The sequence below is a fragment of the Myroides sp. genome (genome assembly GCF_032073645.1).
In the GTDB taxonomy this organism is placed as follows: domain Bacteria; phylum Bacteroidota; class Bacteroidia; order Flavobacteriales; family Flavobacteriaceae; genus Flavobacterium; species Flavobacterium odoratimimum.
On the sequence record NZ_DAMANB010000004.1, the window covers coordinates 186,966 to 212,780 of the forward strand.

Consider the following 25,815-nt stretch of genomic DNA (forward strand, 5'->3'; position numbering starts at 1 on the left):
GGTATAAATAAAATACAGGTTTTAGATTTTTTTATTTTATATTTTTAAGATATTCAGTGTGTTATGGCTTTGTTGATATTTGTTTTTACTACATATTTAAATCCTTCATCGCAGGCATATTGATTTCTTTTACACACGTTGCATTAGATGTTGAGATGATAAAACGGATGGCTTGTAATACATCTTGTAATGGGATAAGTTCCCCATTAGATTTCTCGATAATAGACTTTACAGTTTCTTCACATCCATATTCTGTAGCTAGATATCCTAAGTTAAGAATAGATACTCCTATATTATCTTCTCTTAGGTTTTCTCTTAAAGAGTGAATAACTCCTCTTAATGCAAACTTGGTTGCTGAGAAGGCAACTTCTTTTCCATTGTGATTATCTAATCCCCAAGTAGATCCTATTAAGATAATCTTAGCATTCTCTGATAACTTTAGGTTTTCTATAAAGGCTTGAATCATTAGAATACAAGAAGAGATGTTGGTGTTAATCATATTGATGATTTCTTCTTGCGTATTATCATGGAAGCTATAAGTATCTGAGAAAGCATTGTGTTCCCATATCCCTACATTATAGATTAAATAATCTATTTTTTGGTTACCTATTGCTTGTTTTAAGTCATTAGTAGCTTGACTTGGATGAGATAAATCTCCTGTTATCCAATGCTTGTTCTGATCGTGTTTATCTAAATAATCAGGTTTAGTACGAGAGATACCGTAGACGATATCTTGTTCATTAGGAATATATTGCGTGATGGCTTTTCCTAAGCCTTTGCTTACTCCAAATATTAAGTATGTTTTTGCATTCATGATGTATTGCATTTATGTGGTGTAAAAGATGAAGATTATTTTTACTGTTCATCTTGTTTTTAAGAATCAGCAATTTACAAAAAGAAGAGGTATAGTAAACTCATTGGGAAGCTTTTTAAGTGTTTTGACATTAAATAGCAATGAGGTATTGTTGTTTTAGTGCGTAAGTGATTGTTATTTAGCTGATTATGTATAGTGTTAAAATAGGGTTTTTATAGTTGGGATATCAGAAGAACATATACTTTTGCACCACCTTAAAAATACGAAATAACGATGAAAAGAAAATCACTAATTGCAGTGATAGTTTTGACAATTGGGCTAGCTATGAACAGTTGTAAAAACAAAGAAGTAGAAGAAGTATCTACTGAGGGTGAGCGGAATATTGGTTACGCTAACCTAAAACCTGAAGAAATAGTCATCAGCAACATAGGAACAGATGACGATGGTTTTGAACACTATAGTATAGTGTCTGGAACCGAAAATATTAAGGATTATCCAAAACATTTTTCATTTGACAATACGCTTCTTACACCTGGGGCATTTCATGCAGATGAAGTTCCTGAAAGAATAGAGTCAAAAGAATGGTTAGGATTAATATCTGATAGTACTAATACGTATAAGTTAGTGGCTATGGCGCCTCTGGTATCTAAGATTCTTGCAAATACTAGTGAAGAGGAAGACGAAGTGAGTGGAGTAGCTATTTCTAATAGTGGAAAACAAGCTTGTCTAATGTTTATAGAGAAGAAAAATAGTAGTCTGAAAGAGGCTGTTGTAGAGACGGCAAATATTCCTTCATATATCTATCCTGGCGAGAAAGTACAAATTTCATTTAAAGGTAGGGAGTATACTTTATATGCTACGGGTACAAGAAAACTTAATGGAGTAAGCGAAGAAGACTTCTTAAACTCTGTAGAGCAAGGCTATGAAATGCCTAAGTATTATGTGAAGAATTATACTTTGCGTATGGAGATAAAAGACGGAGAACAAGTCAGCGAAATGATGCTATTATCTCAGAAGTACTTTGAAGAAGGACAGGTGCCTAAAGTGATTTTTAGTGGAGATCTTAATGGTGATAATATAATAGATATATTGATTAATACTTCTACGGAGTACAATATCTCTAGACCGACATTGTATCTGTCAGATACAACCAATAATAATGTTTCTATACAGCCCGTAGCGGCGCACGAAAGTATAGGATGTTAATTACGATTTACTTTTAGAGTAAATAATGTACTTTTTTTAAAAGCCTCTTAGTGATTATACTAAGGGGCTTTTTATGTAGGAACCTCAATTGGACTAAAGAGGTTTTATCCATTAGTGTGTAATGGTATTAATATAGAATGACACTCATATTTAGGATTAGAACAAGAACACTTGGCTTGCACTTCTTAGGGGATTGCTAGGAGATTTCTAGGGGTTTTCTAGCCTAGAAGGTAGTTTTGTCGAAGAAAGGTGCAAGAAAGGTGCAAGAAAACCTCAAGCAATCTCCTAGTAGGTCAAAATAAAACTATCCTTAACTTGTAAATAAAGACTGAGATAAAATCATGGTTGTTCGATAAAAATATTTAAAAAGAAGTTAGCTTGCAGGTTTATCACGGAAAATCATAGGATACCAATTAGATTATATTTCTCTTCCTGATTACATGGCAAAACTACAATCGAAAAAACAAGTTTTTAGAATAGCTTCCACTTTCTTCCATTCTCTTCCAAAAACTTCTCTTTATTTCCCAAAAGTTCCACTTTATTCCTATATAGATATTATAATTAGCTGATTTACAGATATAAATAATATTATCACTATGCGTTTCTTCGGAACCTCTTCGGAATAATTCAGTGTTTCTTCGGAAGGAAGACTAGTTTTCCGAAGAACTCCAAAAGACTCTCTAATCAACGCCCGAAGAAAACCTTGTTTAATGTTAGTGCTAATCAGTTTCTTTTGTACAGGTAGTTTTGCAATATACGCAAGAGTTTTGATAGTCCTTACGGGCTTTAACTACATTAAGCTATTGCATTTCTTAGAAAACCTTAAAAAAGATTAAAAGATAAAATAAGTCTCTTTGTTTTGACAGCCTTTTTAGGCTTAGTATGAAATAAAAAAGTATAAAACTTATTATATAAAATAGATTCCACGCACTTATCTTTAAGTATGGTGATAAAATGCGTTGTTGTGTAGTTGCTTATAGTGTTGTTTTGTTTTTACGTTTTATGTAATTGTAAAGAACTAATAGTAATCGAACTCAGGTTAGGAAGGGAAAGATAGACGAGTGTATAATCTCTACTTTACGATAACTTAATTATTTCGTAATATTTATGATAGCCTATACCAACATTATTATAAGTAGTTTCGACTAAAATTTAATTATGAATACACATCGCGATTTAGAGGTTTGGAAGTACAGTGTAGAGTTTGTTTCTACTGTTTATGATATTACAAAAGACTTCCCAAAAGAGGAAATATATGGACTGAGCAGTCAGCTAAGACAGAGTGCTGTAGCTATTCCTTCTAATATAGCTGAGGGGAGTGCTAGAAAAGGGAATAAGGAGTATAAACAGTTTCTATACATAGCTCTAGGAAATTTAGCAGAGTTAGAAACTCAATTAGTGATAGCACATGATCTGAATTATTTAGAGAATATAGCTCAATACGATTCTACTATTACAGAGATTAGAAGTATGCTGTACACTTTAATCAAATCGTTGAAAAAGAAAAAGGAATAAGACGTTAACTTACCATGTACAGACTATGGCTAAAAAGACTATTAGCCTATTAAAAAAAGCGTGATACGCACGGGGCGTTTCACGCTTCTTTATTTCAATTATCTATACTGAGTTTTATTCAAATTCAGCAATAGTATTATCTAACCAAAGCTCATACCAGTCTAAAAAAGACAGACTAGCTTCGTTCTCTAGCTCAATACTTGGGTATAATCCGCCGTCATTAACTCTATCATCAGTCCACATAATTCCTTTTTGTTCTCCCGTAATTACTAAGAATAATGTGATACCACATCCATAGTCACATAAGTTAAGTCTTCCATAATCGTGCTCTTCGCCACCGATTATTTCTAATCTCTCTTCGTATAGTTCTTCTTCTAATTCTTCGTTTCCTTCTTCAGCAGCTTTTTCTATCTTATTATCTATTTCACCCAGTGCCTCAATAGGGTTCCAAGGTTGAGTATGCGGGAAAGCTTTTTGTAAAAGAGAAGAAGTGTCTTCTCCTGTGATCATCATTACTTCTTCGTTTACACTAGCTTCCGCTAGTGTTTGTAATCCATAAAATGGACCTACACCACCATTTCCTACTTGTGTAATAAAAGCTACGTAGTCTTTTGGTAAACTGATTTGATGCTCTTTTTCAAATTGTGTTACTTCTTTCTCGCTTAATACAGGGTTTAATATATATTCATGTGTATCAGCACCGAATACTTCCAAGTCTTGGTCTAATTTGTCAAGTTGACTTATTTTTTCTTTGATGCGTTTGATTTGTTCTGTGTACATAGTCATAGTATTGAAGGTTCAAATGTACTTAATAATTAGAAAAGAGTATGGGTTTACTCAAAAAGAAAGCGTGAAATAACAGAGTTACTTCACGCTTTTGTATGTCATTTATACTTGATCAGTATAGTGTTTTTAAAACTTGATTGTAGCAGGAAGTAAAGTACTTCTTACTTCTCCAAAACCAATTCTTACTTCATCATTTTTACAGTATCCTTTCATGGTTACAGTATCATAGTCGTGTAAGAATGTTCTAGTACTACCATCAGGCATGGTGATAGGTTTAGTACCAGCCCAAGTTAACTCTAACATAGAACCATAACTGTCAGGTGTAGGACCAGATATAGTACCAGAGCCCATTAAGTCTCCTGAGTTTACTTTACATCCATTTACAGTGTGATGAGCTAATTGCTGACTCATTGTCCAGTACATATATTTAAAGTTAGATTCAGCGACTAGTTTATCTTCACTATTCTCTGGTTGTATATAAACTTCTAATTTGATATCAAAAGCTTTATCTCCAGTTTGTTGTAGATAAGGAAGAGGAGTAGGGTCTTGTTTTGGGCTTGCTACTCTAAAAGGCTCAAGAGCATCTAAAGTGATGATCCAAGGAGAAATAGAAGAAGCAAAGTTCTTAGCTAAGAATGGTCCTAGCGGTACATATTCCCAAGTCTGAACGTCTCGTGCACTCCAGTCATTTAGAAGAACCATACCGAAGATGTGCTCTTCAGCATCATCTACAGGTACACTATCTCCCATTAGATTAGCATCTGTAGTAATAAAAGCAGTTTCTAGTTCAAAGTCTACACGTTGTGATGCTCCAAAGATAGGCGTGGTAGCCCCTTTAGGAAGAGTCTGTCCTACAGGACGTTTTACATTTACTCCTGAAGGAACAATAGTAGAACTTCTACCATGGTACCCTATCGGGATATGAAGCCAGTTAGGGAATAAAGCATTATCAGGATCTCTAAACATGGTCCCAACATTGGTAGCGTGCTCTTTACTTGAGTAGAAGTCAGTATAGTCTCCTATATACACAGGTAATTGCATTTCTACATCTTCTATTTTGAAGATGACAACATCTCTATGTTTAGTATTGTTTTTTAATTCATCGTTGTTTTGGTCAAATATCTCAGCGATTCTATTTCTTACCGCTCGCCATGTTTTTTTGCCGTTAGAGATAAAGTCATTAAGTGTGTCTTGTAAAAAAACATCATCTGTCAGCTCTATACCTTTAAAATACCCAAGCATTTGTAAGGCACTCAAATCAATGGCATAATTTCCGATACGAGTTCCTATAGTTATAATATCATCTTTGGTGATAAAAACACCGAAAGGAATATTCTGAATTGGAAAGTCAGAATCACTCTCTACTGGTAACCATGTTTTCCTCATCGGATCATTTGCACTAATCATCATAATTGTTTTTTTGTTTAAGTTAATAGTATATTCAAATATATAATTAAGACTGAATATAACAAACGTTTTTTGTACATTTGGAAGCAAATTAACGAAACACACAAACTAAATGAGAAGAGATTCAGAAATTTTCGACCTGATCGTAGAAGAGCAAGATAGACAAATTCATGGTATTGAATTAATTGCTTCTGAAAACTTTGTAAGTGAAGAAACTATGGAAGCAGCAGGTTCTTGTTTGACTAACAAGTATGCTGAGGGATACCCTAATAAACGTTACTACGGCGGATGTGAAGTAGTAGACGTAGTAGAGCAAATCGCGATAGACCGTGCTAAAGCTTTATTCGGTGCTGAGTATGTTAACGTACAGCCTCACTCTGGATCACAAGCTAATACAGCTGTATTCTTTGCATGTCTTAAACCAGGTGACAAAATCTTAGGTTTTGACTTATCTCATGGAGGACACTTAACTCATGGATCACCAGTTAACTTCTCAGGAAAGTTATACAATCCTGTATTCTACGGAGTAGATCAAGAGACAGGATTATTAAATTATGATAAAATACAAGAGGTAGCTACTAAAGAGCAACCTAAATTAATCATCGCTGGAGCATCTGCTTATTCTCGTGATATGGACTTTAAACGTTTCAGAGAGATTGCAGATAGCGTTGGGGCTATTTTAATGGCTGATATTTCACACCCTGCAGGTTTAATCGCTAAAGGATTAATGAATGACCCTGTACCTCATTGTCATATTATCACTACGACTACTCACAAGACATTGAGAGGACCACGTGGAGGTATGATTATGATGGGTAAAGACTTCCCTAATCCATTCGGATTAACTACTCCTAAAGGTGAAGTACGTATGATGTCTGCTTTATTAGACAGTGCTGTATTCCCTGGAAACCAAGGAGGACCTTTAATGCACATTATCGCTGCTAAAGCTGTTGCTTTTGGTGAAGCATTAACTGATGAGTACTTCCAATATATGATGCAAGTGCAGAAGAATGCTAAAGCTATGGCTGCTGCTTTCGTGAAGAGAGGTTATAACATTATCTCTGGAGGAACTGATAACCACATGATGCTTATCGATCTTAAAAATAAGAATATCTCTGGTAAAGAAGCTGAACAAGCATTAGTGAAAGCTGAAATCACTGTGAACAAAAATATGGTTCCATTTGATGACAAATCTCCATTTGTAACTTCAGGTATCCGTATTGGTACTCCAGCTATTACTACAAGAGGTTTAGTAGAAGCTGATATGGAAACTATCGTAGAACTTATTGATAGAGTATTGATGAATCATACTGATGAGGCTGTTCTAGAAGAAGTAGCAGACGAAGTAAATGAAATGATGGAAGAAAGACCAATGTTCGTTTGGTAATCGACTAAAATATAAGATTTTAATAAGGAAGGGGCTCAGAGATGAGTCCCTTTTTTTGTTTAATAAATAGTTGTACTAAGAGGAGATAATGTATATTAGTAAGCGTTCTTGTCATTCCTAAGAGCCTTATTGATAGAGAAGGTTATAAAGAGTCGTTTTAAAGTCTTTGAGAGAAAGAATATGAAAAAGTTTATCATTTTAAGTTTAGTAAATCTTGTTTTTATGAGTACTGTTTTTGGTCAGAAAATCAGAGACTTTGTTGTTTCTGATTCACTTGTCTATGTTTTAAAGGGACAGAATAAAATATCAGTGTATAATAAAGTTACTTTAAAATTAGTAGAGGAAATTCAGACAGAAGGAGATACACAATTAAATAATATTAGTCTGAAAGGGGATGAGTTAATTGTAGTTGCTAATAATAAGAATCTTCTCTTTTACCAAAATAAGGAGTGGAAGATTATCTACAGTAGTCTTAATAAGGTGAATGGAGTACAGTATACTAGTAAAGGTGATGGCTATTTATTCACTGATAAAGGAATAGAAGATGTGTCTACATCTAAGATATACAATCAACAAAAAACTATGAATACTCAAATAAGAATTAAAGAAGGAATGTCTGTTCCTTCAACTTATTTTATAGATAGGAGTAATGTTATTTGGGGAGGTTTTAATTATGGAGAATGGGGTGGAGATATTATTGCTTTTGATACAGAAAATAAGAGTTTTATTGATTTAAATATGAATGAGGTTAAAGTGGAGCTATTACCAGTAGTGAATTTCTTTGAAGATAGAGAACAGGTATATTTCACTTCAGGACTAGAGCATCTGATGTACAGTGGAAGCCTTATTCAGTTTAAAGATTATACTGCAAAAGAAATCTTAGAAGTATATAGTAAGTCTGTTTTCGAGGACAATGGAGATGATATTGAATTATTAGGTGCAGGAGATTATTGTGGTGCAGAGGAGGTTATCTATCTTTTCGCTGGTAAAAATCTCTTAAAAGGACAATTAAGTGTTGATCTTAGTAAAATAGAGAATTGGCAAGTACTATTACCTAAATCTTCTAAACAAGAAAATGAGATGGTAATACGTCTAAAAGTATTAGCGAAGAATAAAGTGATTTACCTAACAGAGAAAGGAACTTTGACTTATTATAACTATGGAGTTATTCATAAAATACCGTAATAACCAACGAGACTTATAGTCTCGCTTTTTGTATTACTTTATCATATCTGTAAAATGAATATCTTTGATAGGATAACTATTACGCTATGGACACTATACTCTCAATATTCAATGCTCAAAAGGACTTCTTTAATAGCAATCAAACGAAGGATATTAGCTTTCGTATTACACAATTAAAGAAACTAAAACAATTGCTTAAAGCCAATGAAGACAGATTGGCTGAAGCGATATATCTAGATTTTGGGAAGTCTTCTTTTGAGACCTATATGACAGAGTTGTCTATTGTTTATCTAGAGATTGATTACTTTATCAAGAATATTAAGAAACTTAGTAAGCCTAAACGAGTTTCTACAGGTGTTATCAATTTTCCTGGGAGGGGGTATATAATGCCAGAACCATTAGGATTGTGTTTAGTCATTGGTGCGTGGAATTATCCTTATCAATTATCTCTTTTGCCTGCTTTGACAGCTATAGCAGCAGGAAATACAGTAATGATTAAGCCTAGTGAATTACCAATGAATACATCCAATGTATTAGCAGAGTTGCTCAATAGTATTTTTCCTAAAGAGCTTTTATATGTGGTAGAGGGGGGAGTAGAAGAAACTACACAGTTATTAAGCCTACAGTTTGACAAGATATTTTTCACAGGAAGTACTGTTGTTGGAAAGATAGTATATCAGGCAGCAGCGAAGAATTTAGTTCCTGTTACACTAGAATTGGGAGGAAAGAGTCCTGTGTTTATTTTAAAAGATTGTGACTTAGAGATAACGGCTAAACGTCTTGTTTGGGCGAAGTTATTGAATGCGGGACAGACTTGTGTAGCTCCTGATTATCTATTAGTAGAAAGAGAAATCAAAGAGAAGTTGATTAAGCAACTTCAGAAAGAAATGAGTAATTACCCATTGGATAGTAAAGAATTACCTTCTCACTATTTACAGATTATTAATACACACCACTTTGATCGATTGGTTAGTTTAATTAATCTTGAGAAGGTATGTTTTGGTGGCTATATAGATAGAGAAAAACGATTTATAAGCCCTACAATCCTTGATAATGTGGTTTGGGAAGATAGTGTTATGCAAGAAGAGATATTTGGCCCTATATTGCCTATTATAGCTTTTGAGTCATTAGATGAGATAATTGAGAAAGTAAAAGAAAAACCTAAACCTCTTTCATGTTATATTTATTCCAAGGATCAGAGCCTTATAAAGAAGATTTTAAGAGAAGTCTCTTTTGGGGGAGGTGCAGTCAATGATAGTTTAATGCATTTGACTACAAGTACCTTGCCTTTTGGAGGTGTGGGTGCTAGCGGAATGGGGAGTTATCATGGACGATATGGTTTCGAAGCGTTTACTCATTTTAAAAGTATACTACACAAGCCATTCTGGTTTGAGTCTAATATGAAATATCCTCCTTATACAAAAAGGAAGGAGAATTGGTTGAGAAGATTATTTAAGTAAAAGAATAAGAGGTAAGTATAATGCTTGCCTCTTTTGTTTTTAATGTAAAAATATTAATTAAAGATAATTGTTTTAACTCTTATTAACTATTTTTGAATTAAAAATAAGTAAAATGAAATGGATTAAACTAATGACAGCTCTTATAGGTTGTACTTTCTTAGCATCTTGTTCATCAGTTATCAAAAGTTCACGAGTGACTGTTTTGCAAGAGAACTATTGTGCGCCTACCATTGTGTATACAGATGATACTACTGAAGAGCAAAGGGCGTTTGAAGATTTAGGTGTTAAACAGAAGTTGTCTCCTCATGATTATAGACTAGCGTCTCATCTAGGATTAGTGTCTCAGTTGGCTAAGTTTATAAATAGTACAGATCCTATAGAGAGATTAGAAGCGAAGCAACAGATTATTATTAGAGTTCAATTGTTTCAGACAGAGATAGATGCTTTGGCAGCAGAACTAGATTGTAATGGGGAGCGATATGATCAACTAGCAAGGGTATTGGATGCTAAAAACGGAACTACCAATACTCAACTAACAGTTGCTTCTATCGCGATCGGTGCAGCAGTTACATTATCGACAGCATTGATTACAAATGATAATACGAATAAAGGTTTAAATATTGCTGGTGGGGTAGTAGGTACAGGACTAGGATTTTTGTTATTAAATCCGAAAGGCAAAAAAGTAGAACTAAAAACGAATCGAAGTTTACTTAGTAATATTTGGTTTGAACAGAATGATAATCTTGCATTTCCTCCTGCAGTATGGAGAGTGATGAATGAAAAATCTTTTAGTAATGAAGGTAAATTATCTCTAATACAGACATTAAAGAATAGATGGCTGTTTTTTGCTTTTAATGAGGAGATTAGTAAAAAGGATGAGGAACTCTATTTTGGCAAAGGTGGATTTTTTAAATCAGAGGGAATTCATTTAATGTCAGATATGAATAATGAGCTTCAAGCAACAGTAAAAACAATCCAACAAGATCTTAGAAGCTTAATTTACAATGTGAGTTTATTGAAATAAGAAATCTAACAGTTAAAAGCTTTTAATATTTGAATAGTTTAATTGTTAAAAAGTAATTACCTTGTGGTGATTTTAATTAAAAAAGATGAAAAAGATACTGTTTTTTATTTCTTGTGTAGCACTTTCTGCTCAGGTACAAGCACAAGAATCTGTTGTTTTATCACTTGACTTACAACCGGGTAGCTCTTATGAGATAATTTCGAATGATAAGTTTAGTACGATTACTAACCTTGTAGGAAATAAAGAAATCATTGAGATGATTAATAAAGAGGGGCAGAATTCTTATCCTACTTATGAGACCGAAGAATCTAATGCAAGTTATACACTACATTGGACAACTAAAAAGAAGAATTCTCTGAACTTTGATTTGGACCTAGAGAAGAGAGTTGCTAGAGTTTTTGAAGGAAAATCAGTTGTAAATACTGAGACTGAAGGGCCTATAAAAGGATATAGTAGAGGTAGTGTAGATGCCAAAAAAGGGTTAAAATTGTCTAAATCATTAGGTGAAAAACACAAGACTTTAGAAGGAGATTTGCTTGTGATGTTAGATGACTTATTTAATGGAAATGGACTTAGTAGTGATCCTATAAAAGTGAATCAAGAATTTGAGTCTACTAATACTCAAAAGATGAGATTATCTGATGAAAGTGAAGTGGAGGTAACAACCAAAGAAGTAAATAAAATAGCCAAAATAGCTAATAATAAAGCCTATTTAGTTATTGAGACAACGATCACCTCTAAGAGTACTTCTACTAAGTTTGCAGAGATGAAAGGAGGAGGTACTAAAGAAGTTATTTATGATATGGAGAAGAAATACTTTGAATCTATAGATGGTAAGTTAGATGTTACGGTTAATATAGAATCAGATGAAGGAGTTAATATCACGATGGTTAATACAACTTCTCAAAATGTAAAAGTGAAGAAAAAGTAATCATAATTGATACGATACATAAATAAGGGTTAGAAGCTAAAACTTCTAACCCTTATTTATTTACTATCGCATACAACACATGGTCAAGGTATTCACCATCCTTTAATGTATAGGCTTTCAATACCCCTTCTTGTTGCATTCCTATCTTTTGCATGATTTTTCCTGATGCTTCATTATGCGTAAAGTGAGAAGCAAATATTCTTTTTAGATGCAATGTCTCAAAGCCAAAATGAACTAGAGCTTGTGCTGCTTCAGTAATATATCCTTTATTCCAGTACTGATCATCTAACCAATAGCCCATCTCAGCTTTATTGTTTGCCTTGTCTATTCCTAAGCCGACTCCACCGATGATCGTAGAGCTACTTTTTAATCGAATAGCAAAGATGTATTTATCTCCAATCTCTAATCCTTCTAAAGCTAAGTTTACCCAAAAAGTAGCACTTGCCTCTGTATAAGGATAAGGGATATTGGTTGTGTTCTGACTGTATACAGGGTTTTTCATAATCTCTAATAGGCGAGGAATATCCTGTAGATTAGGTTGATTTAGAAGAAGGCGTTCTGTGGTTAATTCTATTGTTTTCATAAGAGTTGTTTTTATAAAAATAGTAAATACTTCCATGTATTCAGTGAATTTATTGTTTGAAATTAATAGTATTTTAGCCCAAAATAAAAAAGATGATAGACTTTGATTTTACATCAAAAGGATTTGAGATAAATGGGCAACTGTATAGCTTTCCGATAGCAAAAGAAGAACTGTTTACACTATTTGGAGAGCCAGAGGTATTCTCAGGAGAGCATAATGATGTTTATATTTGGCATACAGTAGGATTACGAGCTTTCGCTAAGGATAGGATAAATATTAATACCATAGAAGTAACTTATAGAGTAGAAGATTACGCTACAGCTGTGAAATCTGCATTTATAGGTCAATTAAAACTAAATGGGGAATCAGATGTAATGAAGTATTATAACGAACATAAGCAAGAGCGTATAAAACTTTGGGATACAGATGATACTGGTGCTTTTAGATTTAATGATGTGACGGTGTGGTATAATATCAGAAGGGAAGAGTTGTATTCTCTTTCTTTACAAGCTTATGAAGAGGTTGAAGAAGAAGAAGTAGCATTATTACCTATTGATGAAAACTTTGAATATTTAGAGGCGGTATGGTATGAATGGAAAAAAACAATAGAACATAGAGTTGGTGCTGATAATAAGTACTATAATCCGACACATGGTATTACTCAAGAACAATTAGATATTGTTGTAGAGCAATTAGACGAAGTAGAATTACCTGCCATTTTAGTTAATTTTTATAAGATAGCGAATGTGAAGTGGAATGCTGTTACTTCAGCACTAAGTTTGCATGCCAACGGATGGGATTATGACTTATTGCCTTTTGAGAAGATAGCAGATGAGTGGGAAGGTATCAATGAGTTGTTCGATGATGATGAGGTAGATGAAGATACAATAACTGATTATGATACCCGACTTAAGTGTACAGGATATGCTAACCCTAAGTGGATTCCTTTTGCAGAAGGGAAGAATGGAGATTATCTACTGATAGATACTGATCCAAGTGATACAGGAACGTATGGACAAATTATAGAATTACAAAATGAGTCTTGGAGTAGAACAGTAATTGCTTTCTGCCTAGAGGAGTTGATTTATAGAGAAATAGAATCTTTAGAAGGAGCAATAACAGAACATCAACAATTTATAATAGATAACGGAACATTCTAATGATATATATATGTGCAGATTGTGGGCAAGAACACGAGGATTGGCCTGCATTAGTATTTAGAGCTCCTGATCCTTACTTAGCACTGTCTGAGGAAGAAAGAGAACACGCAGACTTAACGAGCGAAATATGTAGTATAGATGAAGGAGATGAGACACATTGGTATCTGAGAGGAGTGTTGACTCAGTATGTCTATGATGCCTGCCAATACTTGGATTACGGGGTTTGGGTTAGTCTTAGTGAGGCGAGTATGAAAGACTATTATGAGCACTATGAGGATAAAGAGTACAAGACTACTTATTTTGGTTGGCTAGTGACTAATTTACCTAATTATCCTCCTAATACTTCTTTTGCTTTACCTACCAATGTTGAGGTTGATAATAGTAAAGGGATTCCAACTATTTTACCTCATAAAAAAGGAGATTCAGTATTTATAAAAGACTTTTATGATGGAATTTCGACAGAGGAAGCTTTGAAGAGAATTGAGGCTTTAGTAAAATAGAGTTGGGATTTAAGTATGCCATAATTCAAGATTAGTTTTGCTGTATGATGCTAGCAGATTCCTTGAGGTATTCTTGCACTATTCTTCGACAAAAAGGTGCTCTGGGCAAGGAAAGTCCTAGGAAAGTGCAAGCAATGTGCGCCAAAGTGCAAGGAATACAGCGATTAGACTTTGTACAAAAGGTATAAAGTACCTCTCAATAAGGCAAACTAGAATAAATAGGATAGAGATAGAAAAGAATGAGTAGTAAAGGACAACAATTAGCAATAGATTATAAACAGACAGAATGGAAGACACCTGATGTTTATAATCAATTAAGAGGATTAATGAAGGATGAAGTAGAAATATATGCTTTCTGCCTAGAGTTTCTGATGAATATAGAGAAGGATTCAACGCTTTTTCACAGTGCACTAAGTTATGTTAATGAGAAAGACTTTAGCCAATTAGTTAAAATAGCAATTGATATTTTAAAAGAAAAAGAGAGTGCCGTAGCAGAGAGTGTTATAGAGTATGCAGGTATTCAGTTACCTCATATATTACATCCTTATCTCGATGATTTATTAGTCTTAAATCCTAATGGGGATAGCTATTTTGCAGACTATCATTGGAGAAATTGTACTTCTGCTCAATTACAACCTTATTTAGCTCAATTCTTAGCATCAAGTACCGATTTAGAAACTAAGATTAAGTTGTTTAATTGTTTAGTCGAATCTAGAGATATCACTACTATAGAAAGCCTTATTCCACATGCGTTAGAATTAGAATTGAGCACTTATGTGAGTTCAGCAGATTATATTGATGGGTATTTAGAAGGTGTGGGATTGTGTAGAGAACATGGAAAGGTAAAAAGATATTGTTCAGATCAAACGTATCATATTTTATTTGAACCAAAGTACTTAAACAAGCCAAGTGCAGTACATTTAAACCGTACAGATCATCCAACGTGGAATGGTGTACCATTAGCAGATAAGTATAAAGTAGGTGGGTATCTAACAGAAGACGAGAATAACCCTTTTATGCATATCATTACATTAAATCCTATTCCTGAAGGATTGCCAATACGTTTATCTCAACTAGTGTTGGGATGTCATTTACGTGAATTAAATGAAAATGGTGTTGTCTTTTATCAACACGATGAACAAGGAATTCCTCATAAGATAGGAGAGCCCATGACAATAGAATGGGTAGAAGAGCATGCGATGGTTCCTACAGAAGTAAGTATCGTACCTACGGATTCTCGTTGGTCGTTTCAGTCATGGGCAAGCGCTAATAGTAGAGAGAATTTGTTTAGAATAGGAGGAGAACCTTCTTGGATACAGAGTGGAGAGGTTTTGACGTGTCCTATTAGCGGAGAGAAGATGCAGTTTATTATGCAGTTAGACTCAGAAGTTCCAGATGTACAAGGAGGTGAAGTGTATTACGGTAGTGGAGGACTGTGTTATATCTTCTGGTGTGATAAGACTAGAGTAAGTGGATACATTATGCAACATACCTAAATATCAGTAACTCATATTGACGTTTCAGAAGCTAATTTGTATGTTTTGATTAATTATTATTCTTACTAAGTGTTTTTTATAGGTAATCTTGTGTATATATTTAAAAATACATGACATTATTATTAGTTTATTTGTTTCTAGCTTTAGCTGTATCTTTTATCTGTTCTATCGCAGAAGCAAGCTTACTTTCTTTATCCCCTTCTTTTTTAAAGTCAAAGGCAGAAGCTGGAGATAAGAAAGCCTTAAAAATGATAAACCTAAAAGAGGATATTGACAGGCCTTTATCAGCTATTTTGTCTCTTAATACAGTTGCGCATACAGTAGGAGCTGCAGGAGTAGGGGCACAAGCAACGGTAGTTTTTGGTGAAGCTTATTTCGGAGTGGTATCTGCTGTGTTGACTTTGTTAATCTTAGTTTTAACGGAGATTATACCAAAGACTTTAGGAGCAAATTATGCTAAGGATATCTATGGATCTATGGCAAGTGTTATTTCTGCTATGGTAGTTGTAAGTTATCCATTAGTGATTATGTCATCTTTCTTGACAAAGAGGTTGAGTAAAAAGCATGCAGAGTCTTCTACTAGTAGAGAAGAGATTGCAACTTTAGCAAGCATTGGAGAGCAAGAAGGTATCTTAGGTGTTAAAGAGAACAAGATTATTCAAAACGTATTCAAGTTAAATGAAGTACGTATAGACGAAATTCACACGCCACGTATTATGTTGGTTAGTGCAGATGAAGAAATGACTTTAAGAGAGTTTCTGAAGAATAAAGAATTTCTACATTTCTCTAGAATCCCTGTGTATAGTGATACGAAAGACAATATTACAGGTTATGTGCTAAGAGAAGTTGCGTTCGAGTATTTAGCAGAAGATAGATTTGATATTCAGTTAAAGGAGATAAAGAGAGATATTCTATTTGTGTCTGAAAAACTGAATGTGATTACGACTTGGAATAAGATGAAGGAGAAGCATGAGCATATCGCTATTGTGGTGAATGAGTATGGTGAAGTAGATGGTCTAGTCACTATGGAAGACATTATCGAGACTCTACTTGGCTTTGAAATTATTGATGAGAAAGATAAGATCGTGGACTTGAGACAATATGCAGAAGAAAGATGGCAAAATAGACAAAAGAAATATGCTTATTTGGCTGATGAAGACGGTATAAAATAAGTTTACAGAGTTTAAAAAACAAAGAACTCCATTACTTTTAGTGATGGAGTTCTTTGTTTTTTGTGTAAATAGGAGTGTTTTTTAAAATATTTTTAATGTTGTTTATCCCTTGTATTTGTTGGGATTAAGAGTGCTTTAATGAAGTCGTTTGAAATAAATATTTGAATTTCTTTAACTTTTTATTGGTTTGTTTCAAAATGGTTTTGGTATCTTAGCCATATCAATGAACGCGAATTTTAGAACATATAACCCTGTTTTAAACACTACTATCTTAAGTGGTGCAACTTCTCGTGTTTCTAACGTTACTACTTCTACAGTAACTACTATTACGTTGACATCTTCGTCATCGTCATCTATCTCAACCCTGTAAAGGGGGAATTTATTACATATAACCATCGTCTGTGGTCGTTTATTTATTAACGGCTGTATTTTATATTGTCCAAAGCGATTAATATCAATTAGTTACTTGCTTTGGGAGAAAACCAAATCAATGAAATTTTATGAAAGTAATAAAGTTTGGCGGGTCATCAGTGGCTAATGCCGTGAATATAAAGAGATGTATAGATATCATCAATAAGATAGAAGAGCCTGTTATCGTAGTGGTATCTGCGCTGAGTGGAGTGACTGATCTACTACAGCTTGCAGCAGTACAAGCGGCGGCACATAATGAAGAATATATAGACCAATTTAAAGATATTAGTCATCGTCATTTAGAAGTTGTTAGGGCATTAATCCCTGTGAATGATCAAGCAGGAATATTGAGCAGTGTAATTAGAGAGCTGAATGAATTAGAAGTATTGTTACAAGGGTGTTTCTTACTAAGAGAGTTATCTCCTCGCATTAAGGATTTGATTATGTCTTATGGTGAACGCCTTTCTTCTTATGTTATCGCTGAGGTTATGAAGGCACAGGGGCAAGACTGTCGTCACGGATATAGTGGAAATTTTATCAAGACAAATGACAAGTTTGGTAAAGCAGCTGTAAACTTTGAAGTAACTGATCAGTTAATCGTTGATTACTTTGAGAAACATAAATGTGCAGTAACTATTGTACCAGGATTTATAGCAGAGTCAGAAGCAAATGAAGTGACAACATTAGGACGTGGTGGATCTGACTATACTGCAGCTATTATCGCAGCTGCTCTTAATTTAAAAGAACTAGAGATTTGGACAGATGTAAGTGGTATATATACGGCTAACCCAAGAGTAGTAAAACAGGCAAAAATAGTGAAACACATCAACTTCCAAGAAGCAATGGAGCTTTCTCACTTCGGGGCGAAAGTATTGTATCCATCTGCTTTGGCGCCTATTTTACCTAAAGGAATCTCATTGATTGTTAAAAATACTTTTGAACCAGAAGCAGAGGGAAGTTTAGTCAGTACTGTAGGAAGTACAGACCCTAATCCTGTACGAGGAATTACAAATATTGACAATCTAGCACTGCTGACACTAGAAGGTCCTGGGATGGTAGGTGTGGCAGGTATTTCTAAACGACTGTTTGAAGTATTGTCTTTAGAGGATATCAATGTGATATTCATTACTCAAGCTTCTTCAGAGCACTCTATCTGTTTTGCTATTATTGCTCCAGATGCCGTAAGAGCAGAACAAGTGATTAACAAAGCTTTTGAGTTTGAAATACAAAACAAAAAAGTAAAACCGGTTCGTGTAGAATTAGGGATGTCTATTATTGCAGCTGTAGGAGATTATATCAAAGGGCATCAAGGAGTCAGTGGTAAAATGTTTAGTGCCTTAGGTCGTAACAATATTAATATCTGTGCTATCGCTCAGGGGGCATCAGAGCGAAATATCTCAGCTGTAATTTTAGAGAAAGATGTCAAGAAAGCATTGAATGTGCTACATGAAGCTTTCTTTGAAGAAGTGGTGGTTCAGTTGAACTTATTTGTTATGGGAATAGGAAATGTAGGAGGGAAGTTCTTAGAGCAAATCGTGCAACAACACAATTATTTAAGAGAACATCTGAAAGTAAATGTTAGAGTGGTAGGAATAGCTAATTCTAAATTGATGTGTTTTAATGTAGAAGGCTTTGATTTGGCTGAAGTAAAAGATTTGTCTAATTGTGGAGTTCCTATGACTCAAAAGGGATTCTTAGATAAGATCAAAGAACTGAATTTGCGCAATAGCATATTCGTAGATAATACCGCTACTGCTGATGTGGCCATGACTTATGCATCATATTTAAAGAATAGTATTGCTGTGGTGACTTGTAATAAGATAGCATGTTCTTCTACAATGGAATATTATAAAGAGTTAAAAGGCCTATCTAAGAAGTACAATGCTCCTTTCTTATACGAAACAAACGTAGGTGCAGGTTTACCTATTATTGATACAATTAAGAACCTTGTTGCCTCAGGAGATCAAGTAAAAGAGATACAAGCAGTATTAAGTGGTAGTTTGAACTTTATTTTTAATCAATATGACGGTTCTAAACCTTTTGCAGAGATAGTAGCTCTAGCTAAGAAAGAAGGGTATACAGAGCCTCATCCATTGATAGATTTGAGTGGTGTAGATGTGAAGAGAAAACTGATGATTCTGATGAGAGAGTGTAACTATTGGGTAGAAGAGGAAGATGTACAGGTGGATAGTTTCTTACCTATGTCTTGTATGGAGGCTGAGGATGCTGATGCGTTTATTACAGCTTTAGCTAAGGAAGAAGCTCATTTTAAAGCTCTATATGAAGGGGCAAAAGCTAAAGGAGCTTGTCTAAAAGTAGTGGCAACGCTTAATGACGGTAAGGCTAGTGTAGGTCTGCAAGAGATAATGTCTAATCACCCATTCTATCACTTAGAAGGGAAAGATAATATTGTAATGTTCTATACAAATCGCTATCAAGAACAACCGTTATTAATAAAAGGAGCGGGTGCAGGAGCAGAAGTGACAGCATCAGGAATATTTGCAGATGTAATAAGAATAGGAAGTAAATTGTTATAAGATGAAAGAAATAAAGATATTTTGCCCAGCTACAATCGCTAATCTATCATGTGGATTTGATGTTTTGGGTGTGTGTTTAGATAATGTAGGTGATGAAATGATTATCACTCAAACAGCAGAAAAAGGAGTGCGTATCAAAGAGATTATTGGTGCTGATTTACCACTTGAAGTAGAGAAGAATGTAGCAGGTGTTGCCGCTTTAGCTCTAATAGAAAAACTACAACCTGACTTTGGCTTCGAGATTGTGATTCACAAGAATATCAAGGCGGGTAGTGGTATTGGTAGTAGTGCTGCTAGTAGTGCAGGAGTAGTTTATGGTATCAATGCGTTATGTGGATACCCACTGACCAATAAAGAGTTGATCTATTATGCTATGCAAGGAGAAGCTTTAGCGAGTGGGGCACCTCATGCGGATAATGTAGCTCCAGCGTTATTAGGAGGGTTTGCATTTATTCATAGTTATGAACCGCTTAATATAGTTCATATAGATTCTCCAAAAGAGCTATACGCTACTGTTATTCACCCTCAGATAGAATTGAAAACAAAGGATGCTCGTTCGGTTTTAAAGCAAACAGTTACTTTAAAACAAGCGATTAAACAATGTGGTAATCTTGGCGGATTGATATGTGGACTTTATACTTCTGATTACGATTTGATTGGTAATTCATTACACGATGAATTTGTAGAGCCTAAACGTTCACTATTGATACCAAACTATGCAGAGTTAAAACAAGCAGCTTGTGAGCATGGAGCATTAGGAGGAGGAATATCAGGAGCAGGACCTTCTGTGTTTGCATTGAGCAAAGGCAAGGAGAATGCAGAGCGCGTAGCAGAAGCAATGCGTCAAGTAGTAAAGGATGCAGGGTATGAGTTTGATATTCATGTATCGCCTATTAATTCACAAGGTATAAAAGTATTGTAATGAAGTATTATAGTTTAAATAACCCTCAGCGTGTAGCCTCATTTAAAGAAGCTGCAATACAAGGTATTGCCGAGGATAAAGGATTGTATTTTCCACAAGAAATACCTCAGTTAGCTCTTTCGTTTTTTGAAGGTATTCAAGCGATGAGTAAGGAAGAGATAGCATACCAGGTTATCGCTCCTTTTGTAGGGAAAGAGATAGCAGAAGAAGAGCTAAGAACGATTGTAAGAGAAACGTTAGCATTTGATTTTCCTGTAGTGTCGATTGATCAAGATGTTTATACATTAGAGTTATTTCATGGACCTACATTAGCTTTTAAAGATGTAGGAGCGGGATTTATGTCTAGATGTTTGAGAAGCTTTGTCAAAGGGGAAAAAGAGAAAATTACTATTCTAGTGGCAACTTCAGGAGATACAGGAGGTGCTGTAGCTCACGGATTCTATGATGTGGAAGGAATAGAAGTTGTTATCTTATATCCCAAAGGGAAAGTGAGTAGCATCCAGGAGAAGCAATTAACTGCGCTAGGTAAGAATATTAGAGCAATAGAAGTAGAAGGAAGTTTTGATGATTGTCAGGCGATGGTAAAGAGGGCTTTTTTAGATGAAGAGTTGAAATCTTGTCGTTTGACATCAGCGAATTCAATTAATGTAGCTCGTTGGTTACCTCAGATGTTCTATTATTTCTTGATGTATAAAGAATTACAACATTTAAACAAACCATTGGTTGTATCTGTACCTAGTGGAAACTTTGGAAATATATGTGCAGGGATGCTAGCTCAAAAGATGGGATTGCCTATTGCTCATTTTATTGCAGCTACTAATGCAAATGATACAATACCAAGATTCTTTTCTTCTAAAGCCTATACGCCGAAACAAACAGTAGAGACAATTTCTAATGCGATGGATGTAAGTGACCCGAGCAATTTCGTGCGTATATTAGAATTGTTTGCTAAAGATGCGAAGGAGTTGAGCAAAGATCTGTCAGCCTATTCTTTTACAGATAAGGCTACATTAGCATTAATAGAAGAACAATATGAGAAGAGTGGCTATCTACTAGATCCTCACGCTTCAGTGGGATATCTAGGGATCAAGGAGTACGCTAAGGCACATCATGATTTTACAGGGGTATTCTTAGGAACAGCACATCCAGTTAAGTTTCCAGAGTGTATAGAACAATTATTAGAAATAGAGATTCCTATACCTGATAGATTGGAAGAGATTATGAAAGGAGAAAAGAAAAGTACTGTTCTCACTTCTTATGAGGATTTGAAAGAAGAACTTTTAAAATAATAGGAAGGATTGTTCTGATTGTGATTAGAACAATCCTTTTTCTTTATTTCTATTTATCTTTGTAATTCAAAACTCACAAAACAATGATTAAAGTAGTACCCTTAAAAGAAGGTGATTTTTATGAAGATGAGGTAAAGAATTTTTTACCTATAGGAGATAAGGTATTGACCACAGAAATACAATTAGCAGTACAACCTTTTTTGATCATAACAGATAATCATAAAACATTATTAGATGTAGGTTTAGGATATCAAGAGAATGGTGTTTACAAAATAGATGAATTATTGGCGAAAGAAGGATTAACTCCTTTGGATATAGATAGAGTGTTGATGTCGCATTTGCACAAAGATCATATCAACGGTTTGGTTGAAGAAACAGAAGAAGGATATATAGGACGCTATCCTAATGCTCAAATATACATTCAACGCAGAGAAGTTGCTTTTGCAGAGTTGTCTATGGATGATATTTCATTTGATTACGATATATTGGAAGAGGCCTTGGTATTACCTAATATCATATGGATGAATGATGATCAAGGTAGTATAGATGATCAGATTACTTATCAAGTGGTGGGAGGGCATACGCCGTATATGCAGGTATTTTGGATTAAAGACAAAGAACAAACCATCTTTTATGGTGCAGATAATCTACCAAAGCATAGCTATCTAGAATTTAATATGGCGTTTAAAAGTGATTATGACGGTAAACTAGCGATGAAGTGGCGTACAGAATGGAAGATACAGGCTGAGGAAGAGCATTGGACAGTACTGTTCTATCACGATATGGAACAAGCAGTGTATTGTTGTGAATAAACTAAAAAAGACACACTAATTAGTTGTATATTAGATACTCTCAATCTTTAATATGAGTATCTATGAGTAAAAGAGATTTGTTTACGGCATTAGTGAAGTTATTAGGGTTTTACTTATTTCTTACCTATTTTTTGTCTCTATTAAGTAGTTTGTACTATTTGATTACTGTAAAGGAAAATACCTTTGGTGATTTACTGTTAGATATAAGTCAATATATCTTTTTGTTGGTAGTATTTACTCTGTTAATGTTATATGGAGATAAGATAGTTAGCCTTTTCCGCTTAAGTAATGGTTATGACACTGATAAAATAGTAGTCGATAATCTGACTGCTGTTGATATTGTTAAGGTAGGGATATTTATTATTGGAGGAATACTCATTGTGAATAATCTCCCTTATATGATTACATGGATTATACAACGATTTACTGTAGCTATCAGAAATGAAAATATGCCTACCTTTGATGAATATGGGCTTTTAGAGCTTTTGCTAATTTAGTGTTAGGATTCTTAATGATAACCAATTTTGGTAGAATAGCTAAGTACTTTGTTAAATGGAATAAAGAGGAATAAATTATAAAAAACCTTCTGATCATAATAAGATTAGAAGGTTTTTTTATGTAACCTAAAGTGAGTATTATAACTTTAACTATTCTATTTTTTATTTAGTATATCAAAGGATGTTTTGAATTATATAATTTATAAATCTATAGTTTTTATTTTTAATTGTTCTTTATTGTGCGTTTTTTATATTTAGTTTAAGCTTATTTTAAATGATTATTTAGAATTATTCTTGTTAGTGAGGTAAATAAGTCTACATTTGTCATTATTTAAAATAATTATAAATAACAAGTGAGCAGGCTTAGTAAAGTAACCTTATTGATGGCTCTAGCCAGTACCTCATTAGCTTTGGGGCAAATAAAGAAGAGTATCGTTATTACCAATAACAGTAATCAGTTGGTAAAGAATGCTGTCGTAATAGTAAATAATCAACAACTGATAACAGATGGGGAGGGTAAGGTTCAGTTTGACCTAAAACCTGCATCGTCTTATGTTATTCAAGTATTTGCTGAACACTATCAAAGTGTGAATCAAACATTCGATACTGTGGATTTGATTCGCAATTCATTTGTTTTAGAAGAAGACCACACCATCTTATCAGATATTATTGTTCAAACTAAAGATGAACAGCAAAATAGTAATCGAGATATTATTAGAGCAGTCACTATGGATACTAAAAGTGAGATTCTTCGTCCTACCTCTTTAAATGATTTAATGAACAAGACTACTGGAGTGCGTATCCGACAAGGAGGAGGCTTAGGTTCAGAGGCTAATATTAATCTGAATGGTTTTCAAGGTAATGCAATACGTTTTTTTAAGGATGGTATTCCTTTAAACTATTTGGGACAAGGGTATAATATTTCTAATGTGCCATTAGATGTATTGGATAAAGTGGAGGTATATAAAGGAATTATCCCTGTGCACTTAGCAAGTGATGCTTTAGGAGGAGCAGTTAATTTAGTTTCTTCTTCTATACAAAGTAATCAATTAAGAGCTTCTGTAGAATATGGTTCATTTAATACAATTCGCTCTGCTGTAAGAGGGCATTATAACTTAAATGACAATCTATATGCAGGAGGAGAGGTGTTTTATAATTACTCTGATAATGATTATAAGATTAATACTCCTGATCTTGAATTAGCTCAAACTCATTCTAAGGTAAAGTTGTTTCACAATCGATATAAGCACTTCTTTGCTAATGCTTATTTAGGAGCTCATAATCTTTCTTGGGCAGATAAAATTGAACTAGGTATAAGTTATTATAATATCGATAAACAACTTCAAAATAGTCCTACTTCAATGGTTGTACCTTATGGAGGAATTGAAGATAAGCAACACAGTGTTATTCCAACATTAAGGTATAAAAAAGCCGTATTCAATGATAAATTATCTATAGATCAATTTCTATCTTATAATGTAGTGAAGTCACAAGCTATTGATACTTTAAAAGGAAGGTATAACTGGCTAGGAGAGTTCACCCCACGTGGGTATAGAGGGGAAGGAGATATGCCTATGGATGCTGATATAGATATGACATTCTTTACTTCAAGAACATTGATAGGCTATGCGATTAATCCTTCACAACAAATCTGGTTAAACAATACTTACAATTATACTAAAAGAGAGGGTAAAGATCCTTATGGAAGAGTAATTCAGGATTTGAACCAAACAGTGATAGAACTTCCTACTCGTTATAAAAAGAATGTGTTAGCTATAGGATTGACGAGTCAGTGGTGGGATAAGAAATTGGAAACAAATGCAATTGTGAAGTTGTATAATTATTCAAGTAGAGGGCTTAATACTGCTAGTAATGTAGACTTATCCGCTAGAGATATTCATGATGTATCAGATAATGCAGTTGGTTGGGCTTTAGGAGCTAAATATAGATTAACAGAACAAACTAATCTTCGCTTTTCTGTAGAAGATGCAAGAAGATTACCAGGATATACAGAGTTATTTGGTGACTATATTTTTATAGCATCGAACTTTAATTTAAAGCCAGAACAGAGTATCAATTTAAATTTAGGAATAGAGAAGGAGGTGGGTAACTTCCAATATAGTTTTAATAGTTTTTACAGACACACAAAAGATATCATTGTACTTGTGTCAGGTAATCCACCTCTCTCTGTTTTTGTCAATAAAGAAAAGGCTAATGGATACGGTTTTGAAGGAGATCTAAGCCTGAAAGTAAAAAAGAACTATAAGTTTTATGGGAACTTTACTTGGCAAAGTATTCGTTATGGAGAGTTTAAACAAGCCGCAGATAAATGGTTAAAAGGTAATAGAGTACCAAATATTCCATTCTTTTTTGCCAACATTGGAGCAGAAGCTAAGTTTACTGATGTTTTCAAGAAGCAAGATCGATTAACAGCTTATGCTAATCTTAATTTCGTTCGTGAGTTTTACATTCAACCTATTGATAAATCTATGGAACCAAATGGATTCTTAGGATTGTTTGGAAAGAGTAAAGGAGATGTGAAAAACATTGTTCCAGATCAGACTTCTCTTACTCTAGGTACTTTATATGAGTTAAATGATAAAGGAGTGTCTATCGGAGTTGAGATACGCAATTTACTAAATCAAGATTTATACGATTATTTTAAAATACAAAAAGCAGGTAGGAGTATCTACTTAAAACTTAACTATAAACTTAATTAAC

The 25,815-nt window shown here is 34.1% G+C and carries 22 protein-coding genes; 18 read left to right on the forward strand and 4 right to left on the reverse strand.

Features of this window, described 5'->3' with window-relative positions; translation table 11 throughout:
• Positions 1-88: 88 nt before the first annotated feature.
• A complete protein-coding gene (locus tag RT228_RS04815) occupies positions 89-814 on the reverse strand; it encodes an SDR family NAD(P)-dependent oxidoreductase (protein WP_006259134.1) in 726 nt (241 codons plus the stop codon).
• Between the two features lie 273 nt (positions 815-1,087).
• Here RT228_RS04815 and RT228_RS04820 point away from each other — a divergent pair, with 273 nt between their 5' ends.
• A complete protein-coding gene (locus RT228_RS04820) occupies positions 1,088-2,020 on the forward strand; it encodes a hypothetical protein (protein ID WP_006259133.1) in 933 nt (310 codons plus the stop codon).
• A gap of 1,158 nt (positions 2,021-3,178) precedes the next feature.
• A complete protein-coding gene (locus RT228_RS04825; protein WP_006259132.1) occupies positions 3,179-3,535 on the forward strand; it encodes a four helix bundle protein in 357 nt (118 codons plus the stop codon).
• A gap of 114 nt (positions 3,536-3,649) precedes the next feature.
• Here RT228_RS04825 and RT228_RS04830 read toward each other — a convergent pair whose 3' ends face one another.
• Together RT228_RS04830 and fahA are read right to left on the reverse strand one after the other, a co-directional pair.
• Positions 3,650-4,315 (reverse strand): SMI1/KNR4 family protein, encoded by a 666-nt coding sequence (locus RT228_RS04830; protein ID WP_225600483.1) that lies wholly within the window; start codon positions 4,313-4,315, stop codon positions 3,650-3,652.
• Positions 4,316-4,447: 132 nt separating this feature from the next.
• Entirely contained in the window at positions 4,448-5,731 is a 1,284-nt protein-coding gene (fahA, locus tag RT228_RS04835) for a fumarylacetoacetase (RefSeq protein ID WP_006259130.1), read from the reverse strand.
• Between the two features lie 109 nt (positions 5,732-5,840).
• Between fahA and glyA the strand changes: the two genes are divergently transcribed.
• The 5 genes from glyA (at position 5,841) to RT228_RS04860 (ending at position 11,715) form a co-directional block, all read left to right on the forward strand.
• Positions 5,841-7,115, forward strand: coding sequence for a serine hydroxymethyltransferase (gene glyA, locus RT228_RS04840; RefSeq protein ID WP_131540802.1), 1,275 nt, complete (start codon positions 5,841-5,843; stop codon positions 7,113-7,115).
• Between the two features lie 222 nt (positions 7,116-7,337).
• Positions 7,338-8,300 carry a hypothetical protein gene (locus tag RT228_RS04845; protein WP_006261021.1) on the forward strand — a complete coding sequence of 321 codons (963 nt, stop codon included), beginning with the start codon at positions 7,338-7,340 and terminating at the stop codon, positions 8,298-8,300.
• Between the two features lie 86 nt (positions 8,301-8,386).
• Positions 8,387-9,760 carry an aldehyde dehydrogenase gene (locus RT228_RS04850; protein ID WP_131540803.1) on the forward strand — a complete coding sequence of 458 codons (1,374 nt, stop codon included), beginning with the start codon at positions 8,387-8,389 and terminating at the stop codon, positions 9,758-9,760.
• A gap of 112 nt (positions 9,761-9,872) precedes the next feature.
• On the forward strand, positions 9,873-10,784 hold the full coding sequence (locus RT228_RS04855) for a hypothetical protein (RefSeq protein ID WP_131540804.1): 912 nt from the start codon (positions 9,873-9,875) through the stop codon (positions 10,782-10,784).
• A gap of 85 nt (positions 10,785-10,869) precedes the next feature.
• Positions 10,870-11,715 carry a hypothetical protein gene (locus RT228_RS04860; RefSeq protein ID WP_039329316.1) on the forward strand — a complete coding sequence of 282 codons (846 nt, stop codon included), beginning with the start codon at positions 10,870-10,872 and terminating at the stop codon, positions 11,713-11,715.
• Between the two features lie 52 nt (positions 11,716-11,767).
• Here the strand turns inward: RT228_RS04860 and RT228_RS04865 are convergent, their stop codons facing one another.
• On the reverse strand, positions 11,768-12,334 hold the full coding sequence (locus RT228_RS04865) for a GNAT family N-acetyltransferase (protein WP_006259124.1): 567 nt from the start codon (positions 12,332-12,334) through the stop codon (positions 11,768-11,770).
• A 56-nt stretch (positions 12,335-12,390) separates the two neighbouring features.
• Between RT228_RS04865 and RT228_RS04870 the strand changes: the two genes are divergently transcribed.
• The 11 genes from RT228_RS04870 to RT228_RS04920 all read left to right on the forward strand — a co-directional run bounded on the left by RT228_RS04870 (position 12,391) and on the right by RT228_RS04920 (position 25,814).
• Positions 12,391-13,458 carry an SMI1/KNR4 family protein gene (locus tag RT228_RS04870; RefSeq protein WP_073144354.1) on the forward strand — a complete coding sequence of 356 codons (1,068 nt, stop codon included), beginning with the start codon at positions 12,391-12,393 and terminating at the stop codon, positions 13,456-13,458.
• On the forward strand, positions 13,458-13,958 hold the full coding sequence (locus RT228_RS04875; protein ID WP_073144352.1) for a DUF2199 domain-containing protein: 501 nt from the start codon (positions 13,458-13,460) through the stop codon (positions 13,956-13,958). Before RT228_RS04870 ends, RT228_RS04875 begins: the two co-directional genes overlap by 1 nt.
• A 239-nt stretch (positions 13,959-14,197) precedes the next feature.
• Positions 14,198-15,454, forward strand: a complete 1,257-nt coding sequence (locus RT228_RS04880) for a hypothetical protein (RefSeq protein ID WP_073144350.1) — start codon at positions 14,198-14,200, stop codon at positions 15,452-15,454.
• Positions 15,455-15,564: 110 nt separating this feature from the next.
• Positions 15,565-16,626, forward strand: a complete 1,062-nt coding sequence (locus RT228_RS04885) for a CNNM domain-containing protein (protein ID WP_073144349.1) — start codon at positions 15,565-15,567, stop codon at positions 16,624-16,626.
• 223 nt (positions 16,627-16,849) lie between these two features.
• Entirely contained in the window at positions 16,850-16,996 is a 147-nt protein-coding gene (locus tag RT228_RS04890) for a hypothetical protein (protein WP_172461559.1), read from the forward strand.
• 130 nt (positions 16,997-17,126) lie between these two features.
• Complete coding sequence (gene thrA / locus RT228_RS04895) at positions 17,127-19,574, forward strand: bifunctional aspartate kinase/homoserine dehydrogenase I (protein WP_006265154.1); 2,448 nt, start codon at positions 17,127-17,129, stop codon at positions 19,572-19,574.
• Between the two features lies 1 nt (position 19,575).
• Positions 19,576-20,496: a homoserine kinase gene (locus RT228_RS04900; protein WP_006265155.1), complete on the forward strand. Its 921-nt coding sequence runs from the start codon at positions 19,576-19,578 to the stop codon at positions 20,494-20,496.
• Positions 20,496-21,785, forward strand: a complete 1,290-nt coding sequence (gene thrC, locus RT228_RS04905; RefSeq protein WP_039329326.1) for a threonine synthase — start codon at positions 20,496-20,498, stop codon at positions 21,783-21,785. The genes RT228_RS04900 and thrC overlap by 1 nt, the downstream gene beginning before the upstream one ends.
• 83 nt (positions 21,786-21,868) lie before the next feature.
• Positions 21,869-22,597, forward strand: a complete 729-nt coding sequence (locus tag RT228_RS04910) for an MBL fold metallo-hydrolase (protein WP_131540806.1) — start codon at positions 21,869-21,871, stop codon at positions 22,595-22,597.
• Positions 22,598-22,659: 62 nt separating this feature from the next.
• Complete coding sequence (locus tag RT228_RS04915) at positions 22,660-23,094, forward strand: hypothetical protein (protein ID WP_233445971.1); 435 nt, start codon at positions 22,660-22,662, stop codon at positions 23,092-23,094.
• A 383-nt stretch (positions 23,095-23,477) separates the two neighbouring features.
• Entirely contained in the window at positions 23,478-25,814 is a 2,337-nt protein-coding gene (locus RT228_RS04920; protein WP_131540807.1) for a TonB-dependent receptor domain-containing protein, read from the forward strand.
• The last annotated feature ends 1 nt before the right edge of the window (position 25,815 follow it).

Excerpts from the sequence above, each read along its gene's own strand:
- RT228_RS04815 (WP_006259134.1), bottom strand. The coding sequence starts at position 814 with ATGAATGCAAAAACATACTTAATATTTGGAGTAAGCAAAGGCTTAGGA.
- RT228_RS04820 (WP_006259133.1), top strand. The coding sequence starts at position 1,088 with ATGAAAAGAAAATCACTAATTGCAGTGATAGTTTTGACAATTGGGCTA.
- RT228_RS04825 (WP_006259132.1), top strand. The coding sequence starts at position 3,179 with ATGAATACACATCGCGATTTAGAGGTTTGGAAGTACAGTGTAGAGTTT.
- RT228_RS04830 (WP_225600483.1), bottom strand. The coding sequence starts at position 4,315 with ATGTACACAGAACAAATCAAACGCATCAAAGAAAAAATAAGTCAACTT.
- fahA (WP_006259130.1), bottom strand. The coding sequence starts at position 5,731 with ATGATGATTAGTGCAAATGATCCGATGAGGAAAACATGGTTACCAGTA.
- glyA (WP_131540802.1), top strand. The coding sequence starts at position 5,841 with ATGAGAAGAGATTCAGAAATTTTCGACCTGATCGTAGAAGAGCAAGAT.
- RT228_RS04845 (WP_006261021.1), top strand. The coding sequence starts at position 7,338 with ATGAGTACTGTTTTTGGTCAGAAAATCAGAGACTTTGTTGTTTCTGAT.
- RT228_RS04850 (WP_131540803.1), top strand. The coding sequence starts at position 8,387 with ATGGACACTATACTCTCAATATTCAATGCTCAAAAGGACTTCTTTAAT.
- RT228_RS04855 (WP_131540804.1), top strand. The coding sequence starts at position 9,873 with ATGAAATGGATTAAACTAATGACAGCTCTTATAGGTTGTACTTTCTTA.
- RT228_RS04860 (WP_039329316.1), top strand. The coding sequence starts at position 10,870 with ATGAAAAAGATACTGTTTTTTATTTCTTGTGTAGCACTTTCTGCTCAG.
- RT228_RS04865 (WP_006259124.1), bottom strand. The coding sequence starts at position 12,334 with ATGGAAGTATTTACTATTTTTATAAAAACAACTCTTATGAAAACAATA.
- RT228_RS04870 (WP_073144354.1), top strand. The coding sequence starts at position 12,391 with ATGATAGACTTTGATTTTACATCAAAAGGATTTGAGATAAATGGGCAA.
- RT228_RS04875 (WP_073144352.1), top strand. The coding sequence starts at position 13,458 with ATGATATATATATGTGCAGATTGTGGGCAAGAACACGAGGATTGGCCT.
- RT228_RS04880 (WP_073144350.1), top strand. The coding sequence starts at position 14,198 with ATGAGTAGTAAAGGACAACAATTAGCAATAGATTATAAACAGACAGAA.
- RT228_RS04885 (WP_073144349.1), top strand. The coding sequence starts at position 15,565 with ATGACATTATTATTAGTTTATTTGTTTCTAGCTTTAGCTGTATCTTTT.
- RT228_RS04890 (WP_172461559.1), top strand. The coding sequence starts at position 16,850 with ATGAACGCGAATTTTAGAACATATAACCCTGTTTTAAACACTACTATC.
- thrA (WP_006265154.1), top strand. The coding sequence starts at position 17,127 with ATGAAAGTAATAAAGTTTGGCGGGTCATCAGTGGCTAATGCCGTGAAT.
- RT228_RS04900 (WP_006265155.1), top strand. The coding sequence starts at position 19,576 with ATGAAAGAAATAAAGATATTTTGCCCAGCTACAATCGCTAATCTATCA.
- thrC (WP_039329326.1), top strand. The coding sequence starts at position 20,496 with ATGAAGTATTATAGTTTAAATAACCCTCAGCGTGTAGCCTCATTTAAA.
- RT228_RS04910 (WP_131540806.1), top strand. The coding sequence starts at position 21,869 with ATGATTAAAGTAGTACCCTTAAAAGAAGGTGATTTTTATGAAGATGAG.
- RT228_RS04915 (WP_233445971.1), top strand. The coding sequence starts at position 22,660 with ATGAGTAAAAGAGATTTGTTTACGGCATTAGTGAAGTTATTAGGGTTT.
- RT228_RS04920 (WP_131540807.1), top strand. The coding sequence starts at position 23,478 with ATGGCTCTAGCCAGTACCTCATTAGCTTTGGGGCAAATAAAGAAGAGT.